Origin of the sequence: Bacillus sp. XF8 (genome assembly GCF_017498755.1) — a bacterium.
GTDB classification, from domain to species: Bacteria; Bacillota; Bacilli; order Bacillales; family Bacillaceae_G; genus Bacillus_A; species Bacillus_A bingmayongensis.
The window spans coordinates 431,773-453,313 of sequence record NZ_JAGDQK010000002.1 but is presented as its reverse complement, the minus strand read 5'-3'; the positions used below and the strand labels follow the sequence as shown (position 1 = coordinate 453,313).

At 35.3% G+C, this 21,541-nt stretch carries 15 protein-coding genes, 3 pseudogenes and 1 other annotated feature; of the genes and pseudogenes, 4 read left to right on the top strand and 14 right to left on the bottom strand.

Features of this window, described 5'->3' with window-relative positions:
- Positions 1 to 22: 22 nt before the first annotated feature.
- On the bottom strand, positions 23 to 2,038 hold the full coding sequence (locus J4P91_RS02835; RefSeq protein WP_207992863.1) for a class I SAM-dependent methyltransferase: 2,016 nt from the start codon (positions 2,036 to 2,038) through the stop codon (positions 23 to 25).
- 365 nt (positions 2,039 to 2,403) lie between these two features.
- Complete coding sequence (gene asnA, locus J4P91_RS02830) at positions 2,404 to 3,387, bottom strand: aspartate--ammonia ligase (protein ID WP_207992862.1); 984 nt, start codon at positions 3,385 to 3,387, stop codon at positions 2,404 to 2,406.
- 70 nt (positions 3,388 to 3,457) lie between these two features.
- Positions 3,458 to 3,717, bottom strand: a binding site (T-box leader).
- 499 nt (positions 3,718 to 4,216) lie between these two features.
- Between asnA and J4P91_RS02825 the strand changes: the two genes are divergently transcribed.
- Positions 4,217 to 4,351 carry a DUF3934 family protein gene (locus J4P91_RS02825; RefSeq protein ID WP_017152329.1) on the top strand — a complete coding sequence of 45 codons (135 nt, stop codon included), beginning with the start codon at positions 4,217 to 4,219 and terminating at the stop codon, positions 4,349 to 4,351.
- Between the two features lie 172 nt (positions 4,352 to 4,523).
- Here the strand turns inward: J4P91_RS02825 and J4P91_RS02820 are convergent, their stop codons facing one another.
- The 7 genes from J4P91_RS02820 to J4P91_RS02790 form a co-directional block, all read right to left on the bottom strand.
- A complete protein-coding gene (locus tag J4P91_RS02820; RefSeq protein WP_207992861.1) occupies positions 4,524 to 7,736 on the bottom strand; it encodes a DEAD/DEAH box helicase in 3,213 nt (1,070 codons plus the stop codon).
- A gap of 189 nt (positions 7,737 to 7,925) precedes the next feature.
- Positions 7,926 to 8,564 (bottom strand): LysE family translocator, encoded by a 639-nt coding sequence (locus J4P91_RS02815; RefSeq protein ID WP_207992860.1) that lies wholly within the window; start codon positions 8,562 to 8,564, stop codon positions 7,926 to 7,928.
- Between the two features lie 135 nt (positions 8,565 to 8,699).
- Entirely contained in the window at positions 8,700 to 9,632 is a 933-nt protein-coding gene (locus J4P91_RS02810) for a response regulator (RefSeq protein ID WP_207992859.1), read from the bottom strand.
- Between the two features lies 1 nt (position 9,633).
- Positions 9,634 to 10,947, bottom strand: coding sequence for an ATP-binding protein (locus tag J4P91_RS02805; RefSeq protein ID WP_207992858.1), 1,314 nt, complete (start codon positions 10,945 to 10,947; stop codon positions 9,634 to 9,636).
- Between the two features lie 61 nt (positions 10,948 to 11,008).
- On the bottom strand, positions 11,009 to 12,742 hold the full coding sequence (malS, locus tag J4P91_RS02800) for an oxaloacetate-decarboxylating malate dehydrogenase (protein WP_207992857.1): 1,734 nt from the start codon (positions 12,740 to 12,742) through the stop codon (positions 11,009 to 11,011).
- Positions 12,743 to 12,794: 52 nt separating this feature from the next.
- Positions 12,795 to 14,237: an aspartate ammonia-lyase gene (gene aspA / locus J4P91_RS02795; protein WP_207992856.1), complete on the bottom strand. Its 1,443-nt coding sequence runs from the start codon at positions 14,235 to 14,237 to the stop codon at positions 12,795 to 12,797.
- 20 nt (positions 14,238 to 14,257) lie between these two features.
- Positions 14,258 to 15,529 (bottom strand): cation:dicarboxylate symporter family transporter, encoded by a 1,272-nt coding sequence (locus J4P91_RS02790; RefSeq protein WP_207992855.1) that lies wholly within the window; start codon positions 15,527 to 15,529, stop codon positions 14,258 to 14,260.
- Positions 15,530 to 16,032: 503 nt separating this feature from the next.
- On the opposite strand from J4P91_RS02790, the gene pyrH reads away from it, so the two are divergent.
- On the top strand, positions 16,033 to 16,776 hold the full coding sequence (gene pyrH, locus J4P91_RS02785) for a UMP kinase (RefSeq protein ID WP_207992854.1): 744 nt from the start codon (positions 16,033 to 16,035) through the stop codon (positions 16,774 to 16,776).
- A 154-nt stretch (positions 16,777 to 16,930) separates the two neighbouring features.
- Here pyrH and J4P91_RS02780 read toward each other — a convergent pair whose 3' ends face one another.
- Positions 16,931 to 17,599, bottom strand: a complete 669-nt coding sequence (locus J4P91_RS02780; RefSeq protein ID WP_207992853.1) for a nucleoside/nucleotide kinase family protein — start codon at positions 17,597 to 17,599, stop codon at positions 16,931 to 16,933.
- A gap of 313 nt (positions 17,600 to 17,912) precedes the next feature.
- On the opposite strand from J4P91_RS02780, the gene J4P91_RS02775 reads away from it, so the two are divergent.
- Positions 17,913 to 18,335, top strand: coding sequence for a GNAT family N-acetyltransferase (locus J4P91_RS02775; protein ID WP_207992852.1), 423 nt, complete (start codon positions 17,913 to 17,915; stop codon positions 18,333 to 18,335).
- Positions 18,336 to 18,450: 115 nt separating this feature from the next.
- Here J4P91_RS02775 and J4P91_RS29660 read toward each other — a convergent pair.
- Positions 18,451 to 18,648: pseudogene (locus tag J4P91_RS29660) on the bottom strand (hypothetical protein); the annotation flags it as partial.
- 199 nt (positions 18,649 to 18,847) lie between these two features.
- Positions 18,848 to 20,095, bottom strand: a complete 1,248-nt coding sequence (locus J4P91_RS02765; RefSeq protein WP_207992850.1) for a DUF445 domain-containing protein — start codon at positions 20,093 to 20,095, stop codon at positions 18,848 to 18,850.
- A gap of 220 nt (positions 20,096 to 20,315) precedes the next feature.
- Between J4P91_RS02765 and J4P91_RS02760 the strand changes: the two are divergent.
- Positions 20,316 to 20,465 (top strand): annotated as a pseudogene (locus J4P91_RS02760) (cupin domain-containing protein); the annotation flags it as partial.
- Positions 20,466 to 20,541: 76 nt separating this feature from the next.
- On the opposite strand, the pseudogene J4P91_RS02755 reads toward J4P91_RS02760, so the two are convergent.
- Both J4P91_RS02755 and J4P91_RS02750 read right to left on the bottom strand, forming a co-directional pair.
- Positions 20,542 to 20,646 (bottom strand): annotated as a pseudogene (locus tag J4P91_RS02755) (potassium-transporting ATPase subunit KdpA); the annotation flags it as partial.
- A 170-nt stretch (positions 20,647 to 20,816) separates the two neighbouring features.
- Positions 20,817 to 21,524 carry a prolipoprotein diacylglyceryl transferase family protein gene (locus J4P91_RS02750; protein ID WP_207992938.1) on the bottom strand — a complete coding sequence of 236 codons (708 nt, stop codon included), beginning with the start codon at positions 21,522 to 21,524 and terminating at the stop codon, positions 20,817 to 20,819.
- Between the last annotated feature and the right edge of the window lie 17 nt (positions 21,525 to 21,541).

Here is a 21,541-nt window from a genome sequence, read left to right as displayed (position 1 = left end):
AAAATTCAAACATCAAACAAATTTATATTTTCTCAAATACAAGTAAACATGTACTATTTGGTAATGCCATTTGTTCGCCTTGCTCATCATACAATGTAACTTTTGATGATAAATGTTCTATGTAACCTTCTAAAAGATACTGCTTCGCTTCGATTACTTTTACATTCTCTGAACCGATAACACTCTCTACAAAATCAATATATTCTTGAAGTGTGAATACACCAAACTGTTCCTGCACTTCGTGTGGGTACGCTTCCTCCCCCCACGTGTATGTATATAAAAATTCCATTGCATCATTAACCGGCATCCTTACCCGATCTACATCTAATATATTTAACCTAATTTGTCGTCCTTTGAAATCACGTTGATAGTTTTTTAAGAAAGGTATTGCGGTTTCATCATGAAAATGCAATTCACACCATTCTTCACTTTCTGTTTTTACTCCATCACGAATAATCCAACGTCCACCAGGGGTCAATACTTGAAATACACTCTTCACCAAACGTTCCATTGTTGCAATATTAAACTTCTTACCTTCTGTTTCTCCATAAGAAAAGATCTCATGATTCACTGAACCACAATGAACTGTAGAAATACTTTCTGGATGAAACGTTTCTGCAAGATGTAAAGCATCTCCTAATGTAACTTCCCAGGCGTAGCCTTTTTCGTATTTATCATTTGTTAATTTCTCAATTACATTTCGCGATAAATCTACCCCAATAACCGATTTATTCGGATAAGTCTCTTTGAATTTATTCATCATCGCACCCCCACCAGGGCCAATTTCTATTATTGTATCTCCCACTACATATGGAAGAACTACAGCCTTATCATCGACGCTACCATTCATATGTGAAAGATATTCTTCTTCATTTTCCAAGCGATCAAATGCATCCCGGCGCAATCCAAATATTTCACATAACATCATGACAGCTTGTTCATAATGAGCATTATTTTCTTTTTTACAAGCTAAACAAAATTCGATGAGCGTTTTTCCAACTTCACTTGTTCCAAAACCAATTGTTAATACATTTTCAGTTTCCTTTAATTCAGGATACATTTCTGATTTAGGAATTTGACTCATATTTAGTAATTCTACTACGGACACACTTCGCAATACTTTTTCAATTGCTCGTTTCGTATAAATATTTAAGTATTTTTCTCCATCTCTCTCATAATACAATGCGTCCATAAGAGGCTGGAAACTGATATGATCTATATTCTTCTGAGTAATATGTTGATAGGCTAATGCAAATACTTTCACGAATTCTTCGAAACTAAAATGAGTTAATGCTGCTTCTACATACCAAAGATCATAATTAAATAGAACTGTAAACATTCCTTCTAACCTATCATTCATAATTGAATCATACTCTTGAATAAAATATGTATCGTTAGGTGAGGCATTTGTACGTAACTGCCGAATTCTTTCCTTAACACTATATTCAATCAGGTCTCCGTAAAGTATTTGTTCAATACGTTCATATACCTCTTCTTGTACTCTTTTCCATAACTTATCAGACACCCCAGTAATAATACATTCATTTAAAACACGAAGCATTTCACGCAGTTCATCTTTTGGAATTACACCTTGTTGCCATAATCTTACTAATTCGTTATGAGAAGTCATGGATACTTCTCCTCGTAAAACTTGTCCTATTAATCCATGTGTACGAATGAGCGTAAACGTTACATCATCATATGGAAAATAGCGTCTATAAATATAAGCTGAATCTTCGTTATGTGCTAAAAACGATACTCCTAAATCCTTCCACTTCTTGCGCTGCGTTACAGAACCACACTTCGATACTTCACTCCAACACAATACAGTTTCTACACGAGCACGAATACCGTATGAAACATTCATCTTTTCTAAATGCCTTAGCGTTCGTTCCACATACTCTAATACACTTCGGTAATTCCTTTCTATACTTACTGTCCCATATTCCTCCAATAAAAACCCCAACCATATATTTGCTTCTTTCGTATACATGTTTCCGTTTCGTGCTTCTTCTATTGCATGTAAACTATGTAACATACTTTTCTCCCCTTTTGGTTATCTAAAAAACGTTCTGTCACAGACATCTATAAATGAAATGCGTAACCTGTATCTTAATTGGCTAATTACTACATACATGTTATTTCAAATTCCAGTCTACCATACAATTAGCTGTTATTTTTTGATAATGTACGTATTTACGAAACGTAAAAAACATCCAAAAATATCATGTGCCTCTTTTCCTCTGCTCTACCTTCAGAAAAAGATATCCTTTGATATTTCGGATGTTTTTTAAATCTTTACACTTCAAAACTAATGAATAAGTAAAGCTAGTTTAAATCATTCTTTTTGTAGACTTATAAATCGTCAATCCTCGTTCAAAAAGTAGTTCCATTCATTCTTCATTAAAATAAGTGAATATTTTCCTTCTTACACGCTTCACGCATATCATCAGGCCACACAGAAGATTGAACTTCACCGATGTGCGCCTTACGTAAGAAATACATGCACATTCTGGATTGTCCAATACCGCCACCAATTGTAAGCGGAAGCACGTCTTCTAAAATTCCTTTATGGAAATCGTACTCACGTTTGAAATCTTCACCTGTCTTCGTTAACTGTTCATCAAGTGATTTACTATCAACACGAATCCCCATTGATGATAATTCAAATGAAGATTGTAGTACTGGATGCCAGAATAAGATGTCCCCGTTTAATTTCCAATCATCATAATCAGATGCGCGTCCATCATGTTTTTCACCAGAGCGAAGTGCATCGCCAATTCCAATAATAAAGACTGCACCATGTTCTTTCGCAATCGCATGCTCACGATCTTTCGGTGTTAACTCTGGATATTTATCTTCTAATTCTTGAGATGTAATAAATACGATTTCTTCTGGTAAGAATTTCCCAAGGAACGGATATTTTTCAAACAAATGATCTTCTAAATCTTTGAATATTCCATAAATTGTTCGTACAGTTTCTTGTAAGTAATCTACTGTACGCCATTCTTTTTGAAGGATTTTTTCCCAATCCCATTGGTCAACATAAATGGAATGTGTTGCATCAAGTTCCTCATCACGGCGAATTGCGTTCATGTTTGTATATAAACCTTCACCAACTTCATAACCATATTCATGTAATGCAAGTCGTTTCCATTTCGATAGTGAGTGAACAATTTCTAGTTCTTCTCCTGAATGAAGCATATCAAATTCAATTGGGCGTTCTACACCGTTTAGATGATCGTTTAAACCTGATTTTTTCGTTACGAATAGTGGTGCAGATACGCGGAATAGTCCAAGTCGTTTTGCTAATTGGTCCTCAAAAAATGTTTTAACTTCCTTAATTGCGATTTGTGTCTCTCTTACTGTCATTAATGATTGATACATGTTGGTTTCCTCCTAAAATGTTTGGATGTAGTGGAAAGAAGCCAACAAAAAAAGCCCTTCTTTCCCAAAAAACTGGGACGAAAGGCTTTGGTTCCGCGGTACCACCCAAATTAGCAACAGAGGTTGCTCACTTATTCAGTACGGAGAATGAAAAATCTCGATACTGTTCTTCTTGTAACGGCGAAGTTCCCGGCTAAGTCTACTTTCCTCTAAAGGATTTCGGTTAGCGACTCCAGGAGGTTCTTCATAACAGGCTTCGTATCAGGCTCACACCACCCCTGACTCGCTTTGACTACATCCTACTACTACTCGTCCTTTCACAGTCGTTTTGTTGTCACATCTCTGAAACATTTTATTAATGATTATTCTATACAAAAAAATAAGAAAGTCAACAAAAAGTTTAAAAATATTTTTCAATTCTTTATTTTATGGCTTTATCGATTCTTTAAAACCTTATGAGAGTTAGCGATTCTTTTGTGGTTTCAATCCCAAAAATGCTTTACTCAAAGTAACCATCATGTATATCACAAAAAGGATGATTGTCCGAAAAACAGAATCTACTGTATTTCTCATATTTTAAATTCCTTTACTACATTTTTTATATTTCGTATGTAGTAATGTTCTACAAATCGAATAGATCTATACAAATTTTAATAATGATTCATAATGCAACAAATTTCTGTCCATTTTGTGATATACTATAACATTCTGGTTGTTCGTCTTATAGGCAACTGATAAGAAGTAACATAGTCATGGATTAAAATTTTATTTCAAAGACATTGACTACTATCGAAGTAGATTTTCTATAGAATAGTAACGGAGTGATGATATGAGTAAAACGAAAGCAAAAGCAAAAAAGGGAACAGGACAAGGAACAGGTAGTAAAGGTTGGAACCGTTGGCAGTCTAGCGCTAAGAAAAAAAAGAATGCCAAACCTTATAAAAGTAAAGGTACTAAAAAATAACTAAAAAACATGGTAGTAGCAAGTAATCCGAAACATGATAACTAGCGCTAATAGCCACTTACTTTAAACGAAGAAAAATGTGATTATTACGTTCCTAATGAAAAAAGCTATTCTTTCGCATTTAGGAAAGAATAGCTTTTTATTTCCTCTAAACCCTCCAACGGTTACCATGTTAGATCATAAGAATATCCCGAATTTCTTCCTCCGTAATTGAAGACAACTTCTCTTGTCCTGGCTCAATGATTTCTGCAATTAAATCCTTCTTTTTTTCCTGAAGCTCATGCATTTTTTCTTCAATTGTGCCATGTGCTACTAATTTAATAACTTGCACAGTATTTTTTTGTCCCATTCGATATGCACGGTCTGCCGCTTGCTGTTCAACAGCAGGATTCCACCATAAATCGTACAGTATAACCGTATCAGCACCCGTTAAATTAAGTCCGGTTCCACCAGCCTTTAAAGAGATGAGGAATAACTCACTTTCTCCCTTATTAAATCGATTGCATAGTTCTACACGATCAGCTGATGGTGTATTCCCATCTAAATAAAAATACGGGACAGCTTGACGATTTAACTCACGTCCAATAATGGAAAGCATCTTCGTAAATTGTGAAAAAATAAGAATTCGCTTCCCTGTACTTCTGCACTCCTCAACAATTTCGAGTAGCTGTTCAAATTTGGCTGAGCTCCCCTTATAATCATCAACAAACAACGCCGGGTGGCAACAAACTTGCCGAAGCCTCGTTAAACCAGCCAAAATTCTAATTTTATTTTTACGCAATGTATCTTTGTCTAAATGTTTTAGCGTTTCTTCTCTTAGCTTTGCTAAATAAGCTGCATAAAGTTTTTTTTGATCTGGTAGTAGTTCAGACGATTGTAAGTGCTCTATTTTCTCCGGTAATTCTTGCAAGACATCTTCTTTTAAACGACGTAATACAAACGGCTTCACCCGTTTTGCAATGTTTTCACGCCTCAAGTCTCCAAACTCTTTTCTTCCTGGAAGCAATTCCGGGAATACTACATGAAAAATGGACCAAAGTTCCTCTAATGAATTCTCTACAGGAGTTCCGGTCAGTGCAAAACGATACTCTGCTTGAATCGTTTTCACTGCCTTTGCAGTTTGCGTCGTATGATTTTTAAACGCTTGCGCCTCATCCAAAAATAACGTATGAAATGGCTGTGCATATAGCCTTACATCTCTTCGCAATAAAGGATATGACGTAATAATAACGTCAAACTTTGTAACATCTTTTAAAATATTTCGGCGCTCTGTTTGATTTCCATCGACGATAACAGCTCGTATATCAGGACCAAATTTCTTTAGTTCGCTCAGCCAGTTATAAACTAAAGAAGACGGCGATACGACTAATACAGGTAGTTTCTTATCTCGAATTTCAGGCAAAACGGAAGCGATAAAAGTAATACTTTGCAGCGTTTTACCAAGTCCCATATCATCTGCTAATATGCCACCAAAACGATAATATGCGAGTGTCTTCATCCATTCAAACCCATATTTTTGATACTCTCTAAGTACCGTAGTTAAGCTGTCCGGTACAGTAAACTTTAGATTTCTAGGATTTTGAATGTTTTCCACCAATTTTTGAACTGTTTGATCTACACTCAAAACATTTCCTTCCTGAAGCGAACTCATCCATTCCACACTGCGAATTAGTGGTACATCCACTTCCTCGCCTTGTAATATGTCTTTTCGAATACCCGATTCCTTTATAAACTGATTGATTTCATTAAACTCCTTACTCTCTAATGATAATAATGAACCGTTTGCTAATCGATAATACTTACGTTTCTCTTCAAGTGCAGCCAATACATTTTTAATATCAGATTCAGGAATCCCCTTTATATCAAAACGGAATGATAACCAATCTATTCGGTCTTTCCGCCTTACCCTTATCATAGGCCCGCTATTCCCTCGATGAATTCGTAACTTAATAGCAGTTGTCGCATAAATCTCCAGTAAACTCTTTAACTTCGGAACGACATGATATAAGAAATTATATTCTGCTTCCTCATTATGCATAAAATAACCACCTTCTGTCTTCGCGAAGGCACTATTATTCATAATTTCTAAAATTTCTTGTTCTTTTTTCTCATCTCGATTGAAAACTGATGGTTGTCCATCCCCTTCTAACGGATTGATAACAACATTTCCATATTGGAATTCTAGTCCGGCAAGCAATCGATTCTTGACTCGATCTAAAAACAACTTGGCTTTAAGAGGTGTTTTTTCAATACGTTCCGATACAACCTCATCAATTCGGACGTTTCCAAGCTTCATTAAACCTGGCACTACTTTCGCTACAAAATGCTCCATTTTCCCAGCTGGAATATGACATTGATTACTTCGAGACCGATCCATCATTCTCTTTAATTCAATAAGCCGATTACAATCTTCCGCATTTAGACGATATAATCTTCCTCCAAAAAGAGCATAACTATATGTATCCATTACTTGAACTTGTTGTAACCCATCAATCTGAAGTGTATATCCTCCGTTACTGCTTTTATTGAACTCAAACTCTAGAGGTAATAGCTCTTTTGAAATATATATTCCATGGAATGAATGTTCATCATATTCAAACGTTACAAGTGGAGTAGCAGAAAGCAATGTAAGAATATGTTCCCATGAAGCAGGTGGAATTAAAATCATCCTTTCATCTTGCTCGGAATTCATTTGCAACGATTCTACATACATTTTTTCATTTCGATACATTTGAATCAACTGTTGAATAACAGCATCTGTTTCCGGACGAAAGCTATAAGCATCTGGCGTGTAGGTAAAATCATTTGAACATATGAAAGGCTCTCTTTGTTCCACTTTATTAAGAAACTCTCTAATCTTATATACAGGATATAGCTTCTCAATCTTCACCTGGATCCCAAACAAAGCTCCCCCGTTTTTTGAAACAACTGGAATACAAATAAATTCCACATCAAGTATCTTTCGTGTATCAAATCGATGCTGCTTACTTTTCGGACGCAGTGGCTTATCATCAAATAAATCCAACATTCCATTCGCTAATTGAACATCTTGAGACATACTATTTATGGAAACGCTAGACTCCAATGATTTTCCTGTTCGTTTAAAATTATTGATATATAGTAATACAGCTGCGATATGTTGGCAATATGAAGCAAAAGAAGCTAACGAGGGACAACTGCATTTCCCAACAATATCACCATTGTCAGCAGTTTCTATCGTGACATAAAAATCTTCATTCCCTTTCACCGTCGCTCCGCAAATATTTCTCTCAGCATCATAATCCGTAATATTCACTTTGTTTGTCCTATAATACGCCTCACCTTTTTTATATGAGGTTTTTCCGCACAACTGGTTAATTATTGTTTTATTCAATGTAAAGCTCATTATTTGGACCCTTCCCTAAAAATAATCATTCTCCACTCTATATGTTATATAAAAAAAACATTAAAATACAAACATTTCTAATATCCCTATCTACTCTCATACAACATTTTACATGTATACACATCAATATAAAATAACAATTACTTAAAAAAACAAAAAGGATTGCGTCCTAATAACGCAATCCTTCTCTTATATGATTTCTCTTAACCCTTTAATTGCTTCATATCCAAAATACATCCCAAATCCAACTAAAACAATTCCCGCAAAAATAGAAATCCATTTCATCATACGGTTATTTATAAATCTTCTTCCAAAATGAATAGAAGTCGCCATAAATAAATCCCAAATCATAATCCCAACAAATATTGTAATACTGTACAATAGCGCCTGTTCTTTTCCTACAGTACCAATCGCACTTGTCAAAACCGCCCCATAAATACCAATCCAAAATACAATATTAAGTGGGTTAGAGATTGCAATTAAGAATCCTGAAGCAAATGATTTCATCGGATGTTCTCTTTCTCCATCCTCTTTGCTTTCCACTTGCTTAGAAGCATCCTTTATGCTTTCATACCCAAGATACAGTAGCGTAAAAAAACCGAATATCCAAATGATCAATTTCGCAGCAGGTGTTGTTAAATAGACGGAAACCCCAAAATAAATTAAGAGCATCATAATGACATCTGCTGACATCGCTCCTACTCCAACAAGCCATGCACTTAAAAAACCATTTTTGATTCCTTTATTAATTTGAGCAACATTGATAGGTCCAACAGGTGCTGAGAGAGAAATTCCAAGTAGTAAGTAACTAAAAATTGTGCTTATCATTTTTAATTCACATCCTTACTTATGTACTCCACAGTATTTTTTACAATTAATTATAACCTTTTATTACCATTAAATAAAATAAAATTCAGAATTTAAGAACAAAAAGAAGACGCCCATTTCTAAGCATCTTCTTTCTTATTCCATCTCCATCAACCGCTTTGCCTCAAAATACAATACTTGGATAAACTTCTTCGTGTTAATTCTCGTATGCCCAGATGTTGTTAGTTCTTCTTTTGTCATTTCTGTCATACGCTTACGAACAATTGTAAAGTCAAAAAATTTCGGAGCATAGCTTTCAAATTTCGGATTTGAAAAATCAGTTAAACCAAGGGAAGCTAGATGATTTAAAGATTGATAAATCGCTCGGCGCACCCTTTGTTCTGAAGCTTTTCTTTCTTTATCAATTTCTGCTTCAAAGGTACTTTCTCCTAATTTTTTAACCGTAATATGGTGAAAAATATCTTTTAAAGCCGGAAATCCGTATGCAAAGGTTTTCTCTTTTTCTTGTCCACATAAATATTCCAGCATACTAAGTAAATCTTTACTTCCATTTTCTCCTGCAATCCCGAGTTCTGATAATAAAAAGCGTCCTGAGTCCGTTATTTTTTTCTCTTCTACTACCGATTCATTTCGCACTTGCGGTTGTTCCCATTGAAAAACGTTATTCAATGATTTTTGGATATCTTGTATGGATCGTTCCAATCGAATGCGTTCCATCACTTTTCGCACAACAGATACAACTTCAATCTTATTCAATGGTTTTGTAATATAATATTCAACCCCAAGTGAATAGGCCTCTCCAATCAGTTGCTTTGATTCTACTTGAGAAATCATAATTATTTTCCCTGTAAACGAGGGTGCAATGTGCCGAACTGTTTCGATTCCATCACGAATCGGCATTAGCAAATCAATAAATAATATATCTACCTTTTTAAAATTCAATTGATCTACTTCAACGAAAGTGCCATCTTCAACTTCTCCTACTACTTCTCCAAGATCTTCATCTTCAATGATTTGTGATAACATGGAGCGAAATACTTCGTCATCATCTACAATATAATAAAACACCTTATGCCTCCTCCCTCATTAAACTACACTTCGGTAGCCTTACAATAAACTTACAGCCTCTTTCATAATCTCCGCTCTGAAGCGTTACTTCTCCTCCCAGTTCCGTCACCATTTCCTTTATATAGGAAAGACCAATTCCTGTCGACGGTGTTCCTGTTTGATCATATTTTGAAGTAAACCCTGGTTTAAATACTAGCTCCTTATACTTTGGTGTAATACCAGGACCATTATCTATCACTTCAAATATCACAGTTTCATCTCGTTGATTAGCCGTTATCGTAATTGTACCTACATTTTCAATTGCTTCAACAGCATTTGCAACTAAATTATTTAAAATCGACAATACAGTATAAACATGGTATTGCCCATGCTCACCTTCTATCTTTTTAGAAAATGTTATTCCTTTCCCTAATAGCTGAGCGTACTTCTCATTTATCCTGACAATCATTTCAGTAAGCTCATGACCTTCTATGTATTCAGAAAGATTTTTATCTAATAAAAGTTTTGATAATCCCGCAAAAATCCTTTGATTATCTTTTTTTATTTCGTGTACTTCTCCAGCAATTTTCAACACTTTTTTACTATGCATTTCTATGCTACTTGCATCATTACTAGCTTGCAAATTCCGATATAATTGATATGCTTCTTGTGTAATTAATTCTGCATTTTGAAGTGTCTTTTTTAAATGAACAGATTCCACATATAAATTAGAAAGATGCATCAACATTTTTTCATTTTCTTTCCGAACCTGCGCTTCTTTTAATCTTGTTTCATATAAACTCATCATATTTAAGAACCCAAGGGCAAAAAAGCTTCGAAAAACAGCGATAATAATCAGTTTATTTACTTCTGAAACTGTGATCGTTGTACCAAGTACCAAAAAGTGATTAAAAGCAAGTTCTGACATACTTGATATAATTTCAATTGAAATACCAAAACATCCTATGATGAACGGTTTTTGATGAAACCTATTTACTCTACATAAAGAAAACAGACTTCCATAAATAAAATAATAAAAGAAGACTGGATAACGCAAATAAAAAGACTCTGCTAAATCAAAGGTTCCTTGCAACATCCAATCAAGGCTAATTCGAAATATGGCAACGGATAGCCCAACGAGTAAACCTGCTACAATAGCTGGTATTCTCCGTAAAAACAATAGTAAAAAGAAAAAAATCGGTGTCCCAAAACTAACACGGAATGTATCATTAAACGGATGAAAATTCAGTTCTCCAGCTATTGGAACAATTAACACTAAAATGATTAAAAGGGACATATCTTTCTTCCACAATTGATTCCAATTCAAAGATGCCACTTCCTATTTATGAATTATATTTACAAAGAAAGCCCGCTTATCATATAAACGGGCTTCATTTCTATAGCGTTACCTGTTTTGCTGCTTTTACTTGTCGATATACAGGATGCCACATTGCTTCTTTAACAGCTTTTCTGATATCGTTATCACTGAGTTCCTCGCGAGCAACACCTTCAGCAACTGCTGCTTTGGCTACTTCAACTGCTACTATCTCTGAAATGTTACGGAGTTCTTCTACTTCCGGAAGAATAGGTGCTCCTGGCTGACTCGTATCTACCATGCTTGCTACTGCTTCTGCCGCTGCTGCAAACATACCATCTGTCATTACACTCGAACGAACAACAATTGTTCCAAGACCAAGCCCTGGGAAGATCAGCGCATTATTGGATTGTCCAATTACATACGTAACACCATCATATGTAACTGGCTCAAATGGACTTCCAGTTGCCACTAACGCTCGTCCTTCTGTCCAATGGATTAAATCTATTGGTTTTGCTTCTGCAAGTGGTGTTGGATTAGACATTGGTAAAATAATTGGTCTGTCTACATGAGAAGCCATTTCTTTAATTATTTCTTCTGTAAAGGCTCCAGCTACCGTTGATGTACCAATTAAAATTGTTGGCCTTACATGCTTTACAACTTCTGCAAGTCCAATTGTTTCATTTTGTTTCCACTCTCGCACTTCTGATTCTTTACGAGCGTATGGATTTTGGAAATCCAGAAGATCCTTCATGTTATCTGTAAGTAAACCATTTCGATCAATGCACCAGAAACGCTCATTTGCTTCTTCTTCTGATAAACCTTCGCGAACCATTGCATCTCGCACTTGATCAGCAATCCCGATTCCAGCTGTTCCAGCACCAAATACTACAACACGATGTTCACATAAAGGAACATTAGAAGCTTTCACTGCTGATAATACAGCTGCAAGTGAAACTGCACCAGTTCCTTGAATATCATCGTTAAATGTACATACATGATTACGATATTTATCTAAAATTTTACGTGCATTACGTGAACTAAAGTCTTCCCAATGTAGTAATGCTTTTGGGAACTTGTTACATACAGCTTTTACAAATGTATCGATAAATGTATCATAGGCCTCTCCAGTTATACGAGGATGACGGTTTCCAATATAAAACGGATTATTTAAAAGATCCTCTCGGTTCGTTCCTACATCTAAAATGACAGGTAATACACGACTAGGATCGATTCCAACCGCCGCCGTATAAACAGCTAGCTTTCCGATAGCGATATTAATACCTCCAACGCCCCAGTCACCAATTCCTAATATTCCTTCTCCATCTGTTACAACGACCAGATCAATATTTTCAGCCGTTGCACCAATATTAGAAAACGCTTCTTCAATACCAGAAGGATCATTAATGGATAAATAAATTCCACGCGGTTTGCGATACTCATGACTATATCTTTGAATGGCTACACCAACAGTTGGCGTATATACAATTGGAAGCATTTCTCGTAAATGATCTGTCAATAGTCGATAAAATAATACTTCATTTCGATCATGGAGTGCTGTTAAGTATACATTCTTTAATAAGTCATCTGGCTGTGAACTAAATTGTTCATATGCACGGCGCGCTTGCTCATCTAATGTTAATACCGCTGGCGGTAATAGCCCTTTTAATCCTAGTTCTTCTCTTTCTTCTTTTGTGAAAGCGACACCTTTATTTAAAAGTGGTGTTGCTAATACTTCTACTCCTCTTAATGTTGTTTCTAATGCGCCATTAGAGGAAACCGTAAATTTACTCATACCATCCCTACCTTTATTCATATATACCACTTCTATATTGTAAACAAAAAAGAGGGGAATGTCCCCTCTTCTTTTAATTTTTCTTTAGAAGAGCTGCTCCCGCAATCCCCGGATGTGTCATTTCATATGGATCTAAAATTAAATCTAATTCTTCTTGTGATAAAACACCATTTTTCACACAAAGCTCCCTGACAGACTGTCCTGTCGCAATTGCTTCTTTCGCAACGCGAGCTGCTGCTTCGTATCCAATATGCGGATTCACAGCCGTGATAATACCAACGCTTTTCTCAACATATTCTTTCAAGCGTCCCTCATTCGCTTCAATTCCTTTTAGGCAATTATCTGTAAAGGCACGGAAACCATTATTCATAATGCTAATCGATTGAAGTAAATTAAAGACAAGTACTGGTTCCATAACGTTTAGCTCTAATTGGCCTGCTTCTGAAGCAAGGCAAATCGTATGATCATTACCGATTACTTGGAACGCGATTTGATTAATCACTTCCGGCATAACAGGGTTTACTTTCCCTGGCATAATAGATGAACCCGGTTGACGAGCTGGCAACATAATTTCTGCTAATCCAACACGTGGGCCTGACGCCATTAAGCGAAGATCATTTGCAATTTTAGACATATTCATCATACATACTTTCAGCGCAGCTGATACTTCCGTATATGCATCTGTATTTTGCGTTGCATCTACTAAATCTTCCGCTCCAACAAGAGGTAGCTCACTAATTGAAGCTAAATGTTTCACTACCGCTTCAATGTACTCTGGATCTGCATTTAATCCTGTACCTACTGCTGTTGCTCCCATATTTACTTCATATAAATGTTGACGAGATTGCTGAATTCGTTTTATATCGCGTTCAATTACACGAGCATATGCTTTAAATTCTTGTCCAAGACGAATTGGTACAGCATCTTGTAAATGTGTGCGTCCCATTTTAATCACATGATCAAATTGCTCAGCTTTTAATTCAAACACATCATGCATATAACCCATCGTTTGTAGTAATACTTCTAATGCATTTAATGTTGCAATATGAATTGCTGTTGGAAATGCATCATTTGTTGACTGTGCCATATTCACATGACTATTTGGGCTAATATAATGATAGTCTCCCTTTTCCATCTCTAATAATTCAAGGGCACGATTAGCAATTACCTCATTTGCATTCATATTCATTGAAGTTCCTGCTCCGCCCTGAATTGGATCGACGATGAAATGATCATGCCATTTCCCGTCAAGAATTTCTTGTGCAGCTTCGGCAATAGCACCGCCTTTTTTCAATTCCAATCTTCCTACATCTATATTAGCAAGTGCAGCTGCCTTTTTAACAATCGCAAATGCTTTAATTAAACCATCATGAATTTTATAGCCTGTGATCGGGAAGTTTTCTACAGCACGCATTGTTTGCACTCCGTAATAAGCATGCATTGGTACTTCTTTTTCACCTAAAAAATCTTTTTCAATTCGTACATTTTTTGTAGTTTCAGTTAATGTTGCCACCATTACCACTCCTTATCTATTTCTTATGCTGCTTCTGTTTGTTTGACAGTTTCTACATATTGTTTTGCTTTCTCATGATCAAATTCGCCTTCCCATTTTGACATAACAATAGCTGCTAGTGCGTTTCCTAACACGTTGACAGATGAGCGAATCATATCTAAAATGCGGTCAATACCAGCAATTAAGGCAATACCTTCTAATGGTAATCCCATTGAACCTAATGTTGCTAATACAACAACAAATGAAGCACCTGGAACCCCAGCCATACCTTTTGACGTTAACATTAAAACGAATAATAATGTAACTTGCTCCGTTAATGACATGTGTACACCGTACATTTGGGCGACAAACAATGCTGCTAATGCTTGGTAAATGGCCGAACCAGTTAAATTAAATGTATACCCTGTTGGAATAACAAAAGAAGCAACCGCCTTCGGACAACCGAACTCTTCCATTTTTCTCATAATATTAGGTAAAACAGCTTCTGAACTTGCTGTTGTAAACGAAAGGATAAGTTCTTCTTTTAAAATTTTCATTAATGTAAAAATGTTTACTCCTACCATACGTGCATTAATACCTAATACAACAATAACAAATAGTATAACAGTTACATACACAGCTAGCACTAATTTTCCTAAAGGAAGTAGTGTTGCCACACCAAACTTCGCAACCGTAACAGCAATCAGTGCAAATACACCAAACGGAGCAAATTTCATAACTTGGTTTGTGACCCAAAACATCGCTTCGAGCACACCTTCAAAGAAATTAAAAACTGGCTTTCCTTTCTCACCAATTGCTGCAACTCCTAAACCAAATAGCACTGAGAAGAAAATAATCGGTAATAAATCACCTTGTGCCAGTGATTCAAATACGTTTGTCGGTACAATGTGAACAATCGTTTCTGCAAAGCCTTTTTTCTGCGTTGCATCAGCAGTTTCTTTGTATGATGAAATATCACTTTGTTGTAGGCTATTCATATCAACGCCCGTTCCCGGATGGAACACGTTCGCTGCGATTAATCCCATTAAAATTGCGATTGTCGTAATAATTTCAAAATAAAGAATTGTCTTACCGCCCAGCTTTCCAAGCTTTTTCATATCCCCTACACCAGCTACCGCAACAACCAGTGCTGAAATAACAATTGGTACCACAATCATCTTAATTAAATGAATAAATATATCCCCAATTGGTGTGATATAAGAAATCGCTGTTTTATTGCCATAAAAGATTGCCCCTACTACAATCCCTAAAACAAGTGCAACAAATATTTGTGTTGCCAATCCGAATTTTTTCATATTATTTTCATCCCCTTCATGCGAACGCTTTCAATTTATAATGATAAAAGCTTACTCACATGATATAGGCGAACCTACAAAATCAGACAAAAACCTACAAGTTTGTCACAAAAGATTTGAATTTTTTTCTCTAAATATTCATTGACACATTCTGACGATAAAGAAATAAAATAGTATTGGTAAAACATCAGATTATTTTGTATAATCTAAAAGATACATTTATTCAAAACTAATTGAAATGAAAAGGAGTGGATGTTATGAAGAATCATACAAAAGATTTCATTATAGATCTTCCTTTTCTATTTCATTTTCTCGTAAAGGAGCAAAGGCATTCGCCTCTGCTCCTTTTTTATTGCACCTTGATACGCAAAAATGCCACATGAGCAAAGTAATTAGGTCAGGAATAAACTACCTATAAGAACCCAATATGATGAGGACTAATTCTCAGTGATGGTTACGGACCCCACTGAGAAAAACTTTGCTTTAAATAAGGAGTGATGATAATGAAGCCATACAATCGTGTTTTAATTAAACTCAGCGGCGGCGCTCTAGCTGACCAAGATGGAAATAGTTTCGGTTCCAAACGTTTAGAACATATCGCAACTGAGATTTTATCAATTGTCGATTTAGGTATTGAAGTTTCTCTTGTCGTTGGCGGGGGTAACATTTTCAGGGGCAATTTAGCTGAGGAATGGGGGATTGACCGCGTGGAAGCGGATAATATAGGGACATTAGGTACAATTATGAATAGTTTAATGCTACGAGGCGTACTCACAAGCAAGACAGATAAAGAAGTGCGCGTTATGACATCTATCCCGTTTACAGCGGTGGCAGAGCCCTATATTCGTTTACGAGCCGTTCACCATTTAGAAAAAGGATATATCGTCATCTTTGGCGGTGGAAATGGGCAACCGTTCGTTACAACAGATTACCCAAGTGTCCAGCGAGCAATTGAAATGAATAGCGATGCGATTTTAGTCGCAAAACAAGGTGTAGATGGCGTCTTCACAAGTGATCCGAAACGAAATAAATCAGCAAAAATGTATCGGCATTTAAATTATAATGATGTTGTTCGGAACAACATCAAAGTGATGGACCAATCAGCCTTATTACTTGCTCGTGACTATCATTTACCAGCTCATGTTTTTAATTTCGATGAACCAGGGGTTATGAAGAAAATATGTTTAGGTGAGCATGTTGGCACATTAATTAATCACGAATTAACAGAACTCGTAGACGAAAAATAGCTTTCTCCAACTACTGTTGTATAGGTGTGGTATTTCGCCACACCTTACACTTTCTAAAAAATACTATCATAACGGTATATAAAAAATAACACTCCTATTATCCACAATTCATGAAATACTCTTATACTAACTGCTACTAATACCATTGCTAAAATCACAAATTCTGAAATACAACCCTCGGAGCTTCAATATCATTATTCATAAAAACTACATCTGCACATTGCTTTGGTGCGTGCTCTTCCATGTACATATGACAAGCCGCATGATATCTTTGTAAAAACATTTCCTCTGCCTTCTCCTTATTCCCAAAGGCTTTCGCTTCACGACTTGAACCACGTTCTCTCGCGATTTCAAAATCCGTTTCTACAAATATTTTATAATCAAATAAATGTTGAAGCTCTTTTTTTAATAAAAAAGTACCATCTATTATAAATACCATATCTTTTGAAGCGAGTATGGATTCCGTTTTAATATACATATCCGTTTCTAAATCATGTGATTTCATCACATATCGCATATCTCCATCAGGTCCTAACGGAATCAATAATCGCTCAGCAAATGCTTTATAATCATGAGCATCTTCATAATATCCTTTAGCTGATTCTTCTCCTTGTGAATATCTAACTATCCTTGGATTGTGGAAATTATCTATACTCGTCCGGATTACTTTTCTTCCTTGCAAATGAATTTCTTTCTGCAACTCATTTGCAAATGTTGTTTTCCCTGAGGCTGTTATACCACTAACACCTACTCTTATAGGATGATTTAATTGAAGTATGAACATACGCTCTACAATCTCACGAATAGCAGTTTGACGATTCACTCCAATTCCTCCTCAACCATCTTTATTTATCCTTCAAAGGATATTTTAATTGAAAAACACGGTTCTGAGTGTGAAATTTCATATAGTTTATTCTCGCTTTTTAAATGTTATATGGTTTGAACAATTAAAATAATACTCTAAATGGTATTACTTTCAACACATTAACAATAGATGTTGAATACCTAAATTGAAGGATAGTTTCAGTGGCTATTTTGGATATAAAAAAAACAGAATATTAGGAAACTCATGTTAGAATAAGTATATTGAGATGATGACGATACTTATTCAAGAAAAGTTGTAGGAGGAGAAATGAATGGATTTACATATTACAAAAGAATTAAGTGGAACGGATAAAAATTACATTAACAATCAGCTTTATGAATATAACTTAAAGCATTTCCCAGTAGATTTAAGAGGCAGATACCAAGAGATTCATTTATTTCTTAAGGATGAAAACAGTAAGATTCACGGAGGAATATTAGGTGAAATTTGCTGGAATTGGTTAGAGATTCATACTTTTATGATTGATGAAGACATACGTCAACTAGGATATGGAACTAAACTCTTATTAGAAATCGAACAAATAGCTTTAGAAAAGAATTGCGACTTCATAAAAGTAGATACTTTAAGTTTTCAAGCATTAGATTTTTATAAAAAGCACGGTTATCAAGTGTTTGGTGTCCTTGATAATGTCGGCAGAGACTTTAAGCATTACTATTTAAAAAAAGACTTATAGATTATTTAGGCTTGGACTGAAAATATCCTACAATAAAAATTAAAACGCTCCGAGTTTATTCTCTGAGCGTTTTTGAATGCTAATTCCTTTGTTATTTCTACTAAGAATTACAATATTATTTCATTTTTCTATTAAATAAATTCCTCGCATCATTATTTCTGTCAAACTTATAGATGGCAATTAAAAAGAAAGCAATCGCAAAAATGAATAAAATTAAAATGTTTAAATATAAATCTGTAAACTGCATACCTTGCTGTAACTTTGCCACTGTGTCTAGTAACCAGCGCTGCGGCAGAAAACCAGCGATTTTTTGTGCAGAGGCTGGCAGAAGTTGAACTTTTAGCAAAAGATACCATCGCTAACGATAAGCCAATTGCGATTAAACCAAACAGCAGGAATACTCCAACTAGGACCATTCACATTGACATGGAGTACTTGGATCATAAATATAAAATAAAAAACACCTTCATAATAAAGCGAAGATGTTCTCTTTTCCAATACTACATATATAACTATATAATCGCCTTCAATCCTTCTAACACCAACCCAATCATAAAACCACAAACAGCACCATTCACTCGAATCCACTGCAGATCTTTACCTACGTTATTTTCAATCATTTCAATTAGCGTTTTATCATCTAACTTATCAAGATTTTCTTGCACAAGTTTTCCAATCTTAGAATGATTGTTTTCAACAAGGTTTACAATTTGCTTTTGCAACCAGTCTTCCATTTTTTGAACTGTTACTGGATCTTCTTTCACTTTGTTCATTTGTTTCGTTACAAACGGAAGAAGATATTGATCTGCAAATTCTTCTTTTTTAATAAAAGCAACTGCTTTTTCTTGTGCTTGTCCTAACAATTCCTTTATCTTCTCAGCAGCATTCCAATTTTCAATCCAATTTTCTTTCCACTTCTCTAGTTCTCGTAATACTGCTTCATTTTCCTTAACATGAATAAGTTCTTGACGAATTTTCATTAATATAAGCTGTCTTGTACTATTATCAGGATTTTGTAAGCTACTGATATTACTAATTACAAACTTCTGTAAAATCCCTCCAATTTTATCTTCATCCACAATATTCATGAACGATTTAAGAGTAAACTGCAAAAATCCATCTACCTTTATATTTTCCATCGCTTTCATTCCTAAGCTTCCAAGCTGATAACGAGCCTCCTCTTGGGCCGTCCACTCTTTCGCTTTGACTAACATATAATCAAGTGTTTTTTCATCGTATTCTTGCACAACCAATTGATCAATAAGCACTTGCAGTATATTTCCTGTATTAATCGTATGTAAATATGTTTTTAATTCTTTTTCAATTACAATAGCTAACTTTCCGGTATCAATTTGAAGAATCGCTTTTTCAGCAATTGTAACAATCCCTTTTTTCACAGCATCGGATTGTAATTCTTTTTCTGCAATCTGCAACACCATTTGTGATAACTGCATTTCTTTCACTTTACTTGTTATACTTTCCTTCGTTAGCCACTCATTTTCTAGTGTAGAAATGAGCCCTTTTGTAACCCGTTTCCGATTTTTAGGGAGCAGCGCTGTATGCGGAATTGGAATCCCCATCGGATGGCGGAATAACGCTGTAACTGCAAACCAATCAGCCAGTCCACCTACTAATCCCGCTTCAAATCCACCTTGTATAATCTCTCCTGCTATCGTTCCTTGAAACGGGATTGTTGCAGCAAAGCCAATTCCCATCACCCCAAGTGAAATACCCGCTAAATATTTTGACTGTAATGACATTGTATATACACATCCTCTTATTATGTAAAATGAAGCTTCTTAATTGTATTCGATTCATATTAGTAACTCTTTATATTTTATAAAAGCTTATACCTATACTATAATGAACCACGTTAAAAATAACAAAGAATTTTAGCATTTATTAGAATGACTAATTAAATATACAGTAAATTGAACTGCTTTTCATCTAATCTTAAAGGTAATCTTATTTAAATAAAAAGGAAAGATTACAGTGTATTTAGATGAAGAAGGGTATATATTAGAAACTGGTGATAGTGTAAAAATACCAGCGTATTTAAAACATAAGTGGATAAATAATTTTAATCAAAATGCAGTTGTCTTATTTTCAGTTACCCCACCTATTTTCTAATACATTCAGCTCAAAACACAGTAAAAGGGCAATACATAAGTAATATGTATTGCCCTTCTTTTTTGCAGCAACGTAATTATGATATGGTCAGAGATTCGGCAATTGGTCCAAGCACGAGCACAGGCAAAAATGTTAGTGCACCGATTATAAATATAGTACCTAGTAAAATCCAACCAAATAACTAATCGTCAGTTTAAAAAGTTCCTAAAGTGGATTAAGCGATTTATTATTTGGCTGTAAAATCTACATTGAGCTATTCTGATTGTTAATGTACTCCTCTAAATGATGGTTGCAAAGAGAGATAAAATAAGAAGATACCGATTCATACAATCTATAAAAACAGCAACACACTTACATCAGTTTGTGTATGTTGCTGTTTTTTTTCGGAAGTAACAAAATACCTGTACTAATCACAGCAAAAATAAGTATCTGCTGCATAGACAGACCGAATAATAACGGAACTTGCTCACTTATAAGTGAAATGAATATATGAGCAATCCCTTCTACAATTAGAAAATAACTCATGTATTTTCTAGTTCCTAATCTCTCGTTTTTTATCCACAGCCATCCCATTATGCAGATTGCAATCATAATTTCATACATATATATAGGATGATAGGAAAATTTCGAATCATACAGTTTCATTCCCCACGGCATTGTAGTGCTCACACCAACGTGCTGATGAAATAGAAAATAAAAAATAATCATACTGCCAATCCCAAAAGGAAGTGCATCTAGTAAAACGAAAAGTGAAAAATTAACCTTTTTCCTTCTCCATATAACATATCCACTAGCAATCAAGCAACCAATTATAATGTGTTGGGCACTTCCTACAGCGAGTAACGCTTGCCATGGTGATTGAAATGCCCAGCCTGGATTCAAAATTGTCGGCATAAATTTCCATGTTAGTACGATAATAAAAACTCCATTTGTTACTGCATCCATTATTCTCTCATATGGGATACCTTGACTTTTCATTTTTAATTTCATGAACATAAGTCCAAATAAACTTCCCACTATAAGAGAAATCGGCTGTACTTTCACCATCCAGTCCATCATCATTAGGATGTCCCCTT

Bases quoted from the DNA above. Each gene is read 5' to 3' on its own strand.
- malS (WP_207992857.1), bottom strand. From the start codon at position 12,742: ATGAATAAAGGTAGGGATGGTATGAGTAAATTTACGGTTTCCTCTAAT.
- aspA (WP_207992856.1), bottom strand. From the start codon at position 14,237: ATGGTGGCAACATTAACTGAAACTACAAAAAATGTACGAATTGAAAAA.
- pyrH (WP_207992854.1), top strand. From the start codon at position 16,033: ATGAAGCCATACAATCGTGTTTTAATTAAACTCAGCGGCGGCGCTCTA.
- J4P91_RS02825 (WP_017152329.1), top strand. From the start codon at position 4,217: ATGAGTAAAACGAAAGCAAAAGCAAAAAAGGGAACAGGACAAGGAACA.
- J4P91_RS02835 (WP_207992863.1), bottom strand. From the start codon at position 2,038: ATGTTACATAGTTTACATGCAATAGAAGAAGCACGAAACGGAAACATG.
- J4P91_RS02815 (WP_207992860.1), bottom strand. From the start codon at position 8,564: ATGATAAGCACAATTTTTAGTTACTTACTACTTGGAATTTCTCTCTCA.
- J4P91_RS02765 (WP_207992850.1), bottom strand. From the start codon at position 20,095: ATGTCATTACAGTCAAAATATTTAGCGGGTATTTCACTTGGGGTGATG.
- J4P91_RS02750 (WP_207992938.1), bottom strand. From the start codon at position 21,524: ATGATGGACTGGATGGTGAAAGTACAGCCGATTTCTCTTATAGTGGGA.
- J4P91_RS02820 (WP_207992861.1), bottom strand. From the start codon at position 7,736: ATGAGCTTTACATTGAATAAAACAATAATTAACCAGTTGTGCGGAAAA.
- J4P91_RS02790 (WP_207992855.1), bottom strand. From the start codon at position 15,529: ATGAAAAAATTCGGATTGGCAACACAAATATTTGTTGCACTTGTTTTA.
- asnA (WP_207992862.1), bottom strand. From the start codon at position 3,387: ATGTATCAATCATTAATGACAGTAAGAGAGACACAAATCGCAATTAAG.
- J4P91_RS02775 (WP_207992852.1), top strand. From the start codon at position 17,913: ATGGATTTACATATTACAAAAGAATTAAGTGGAACGGATAAAAATTAC.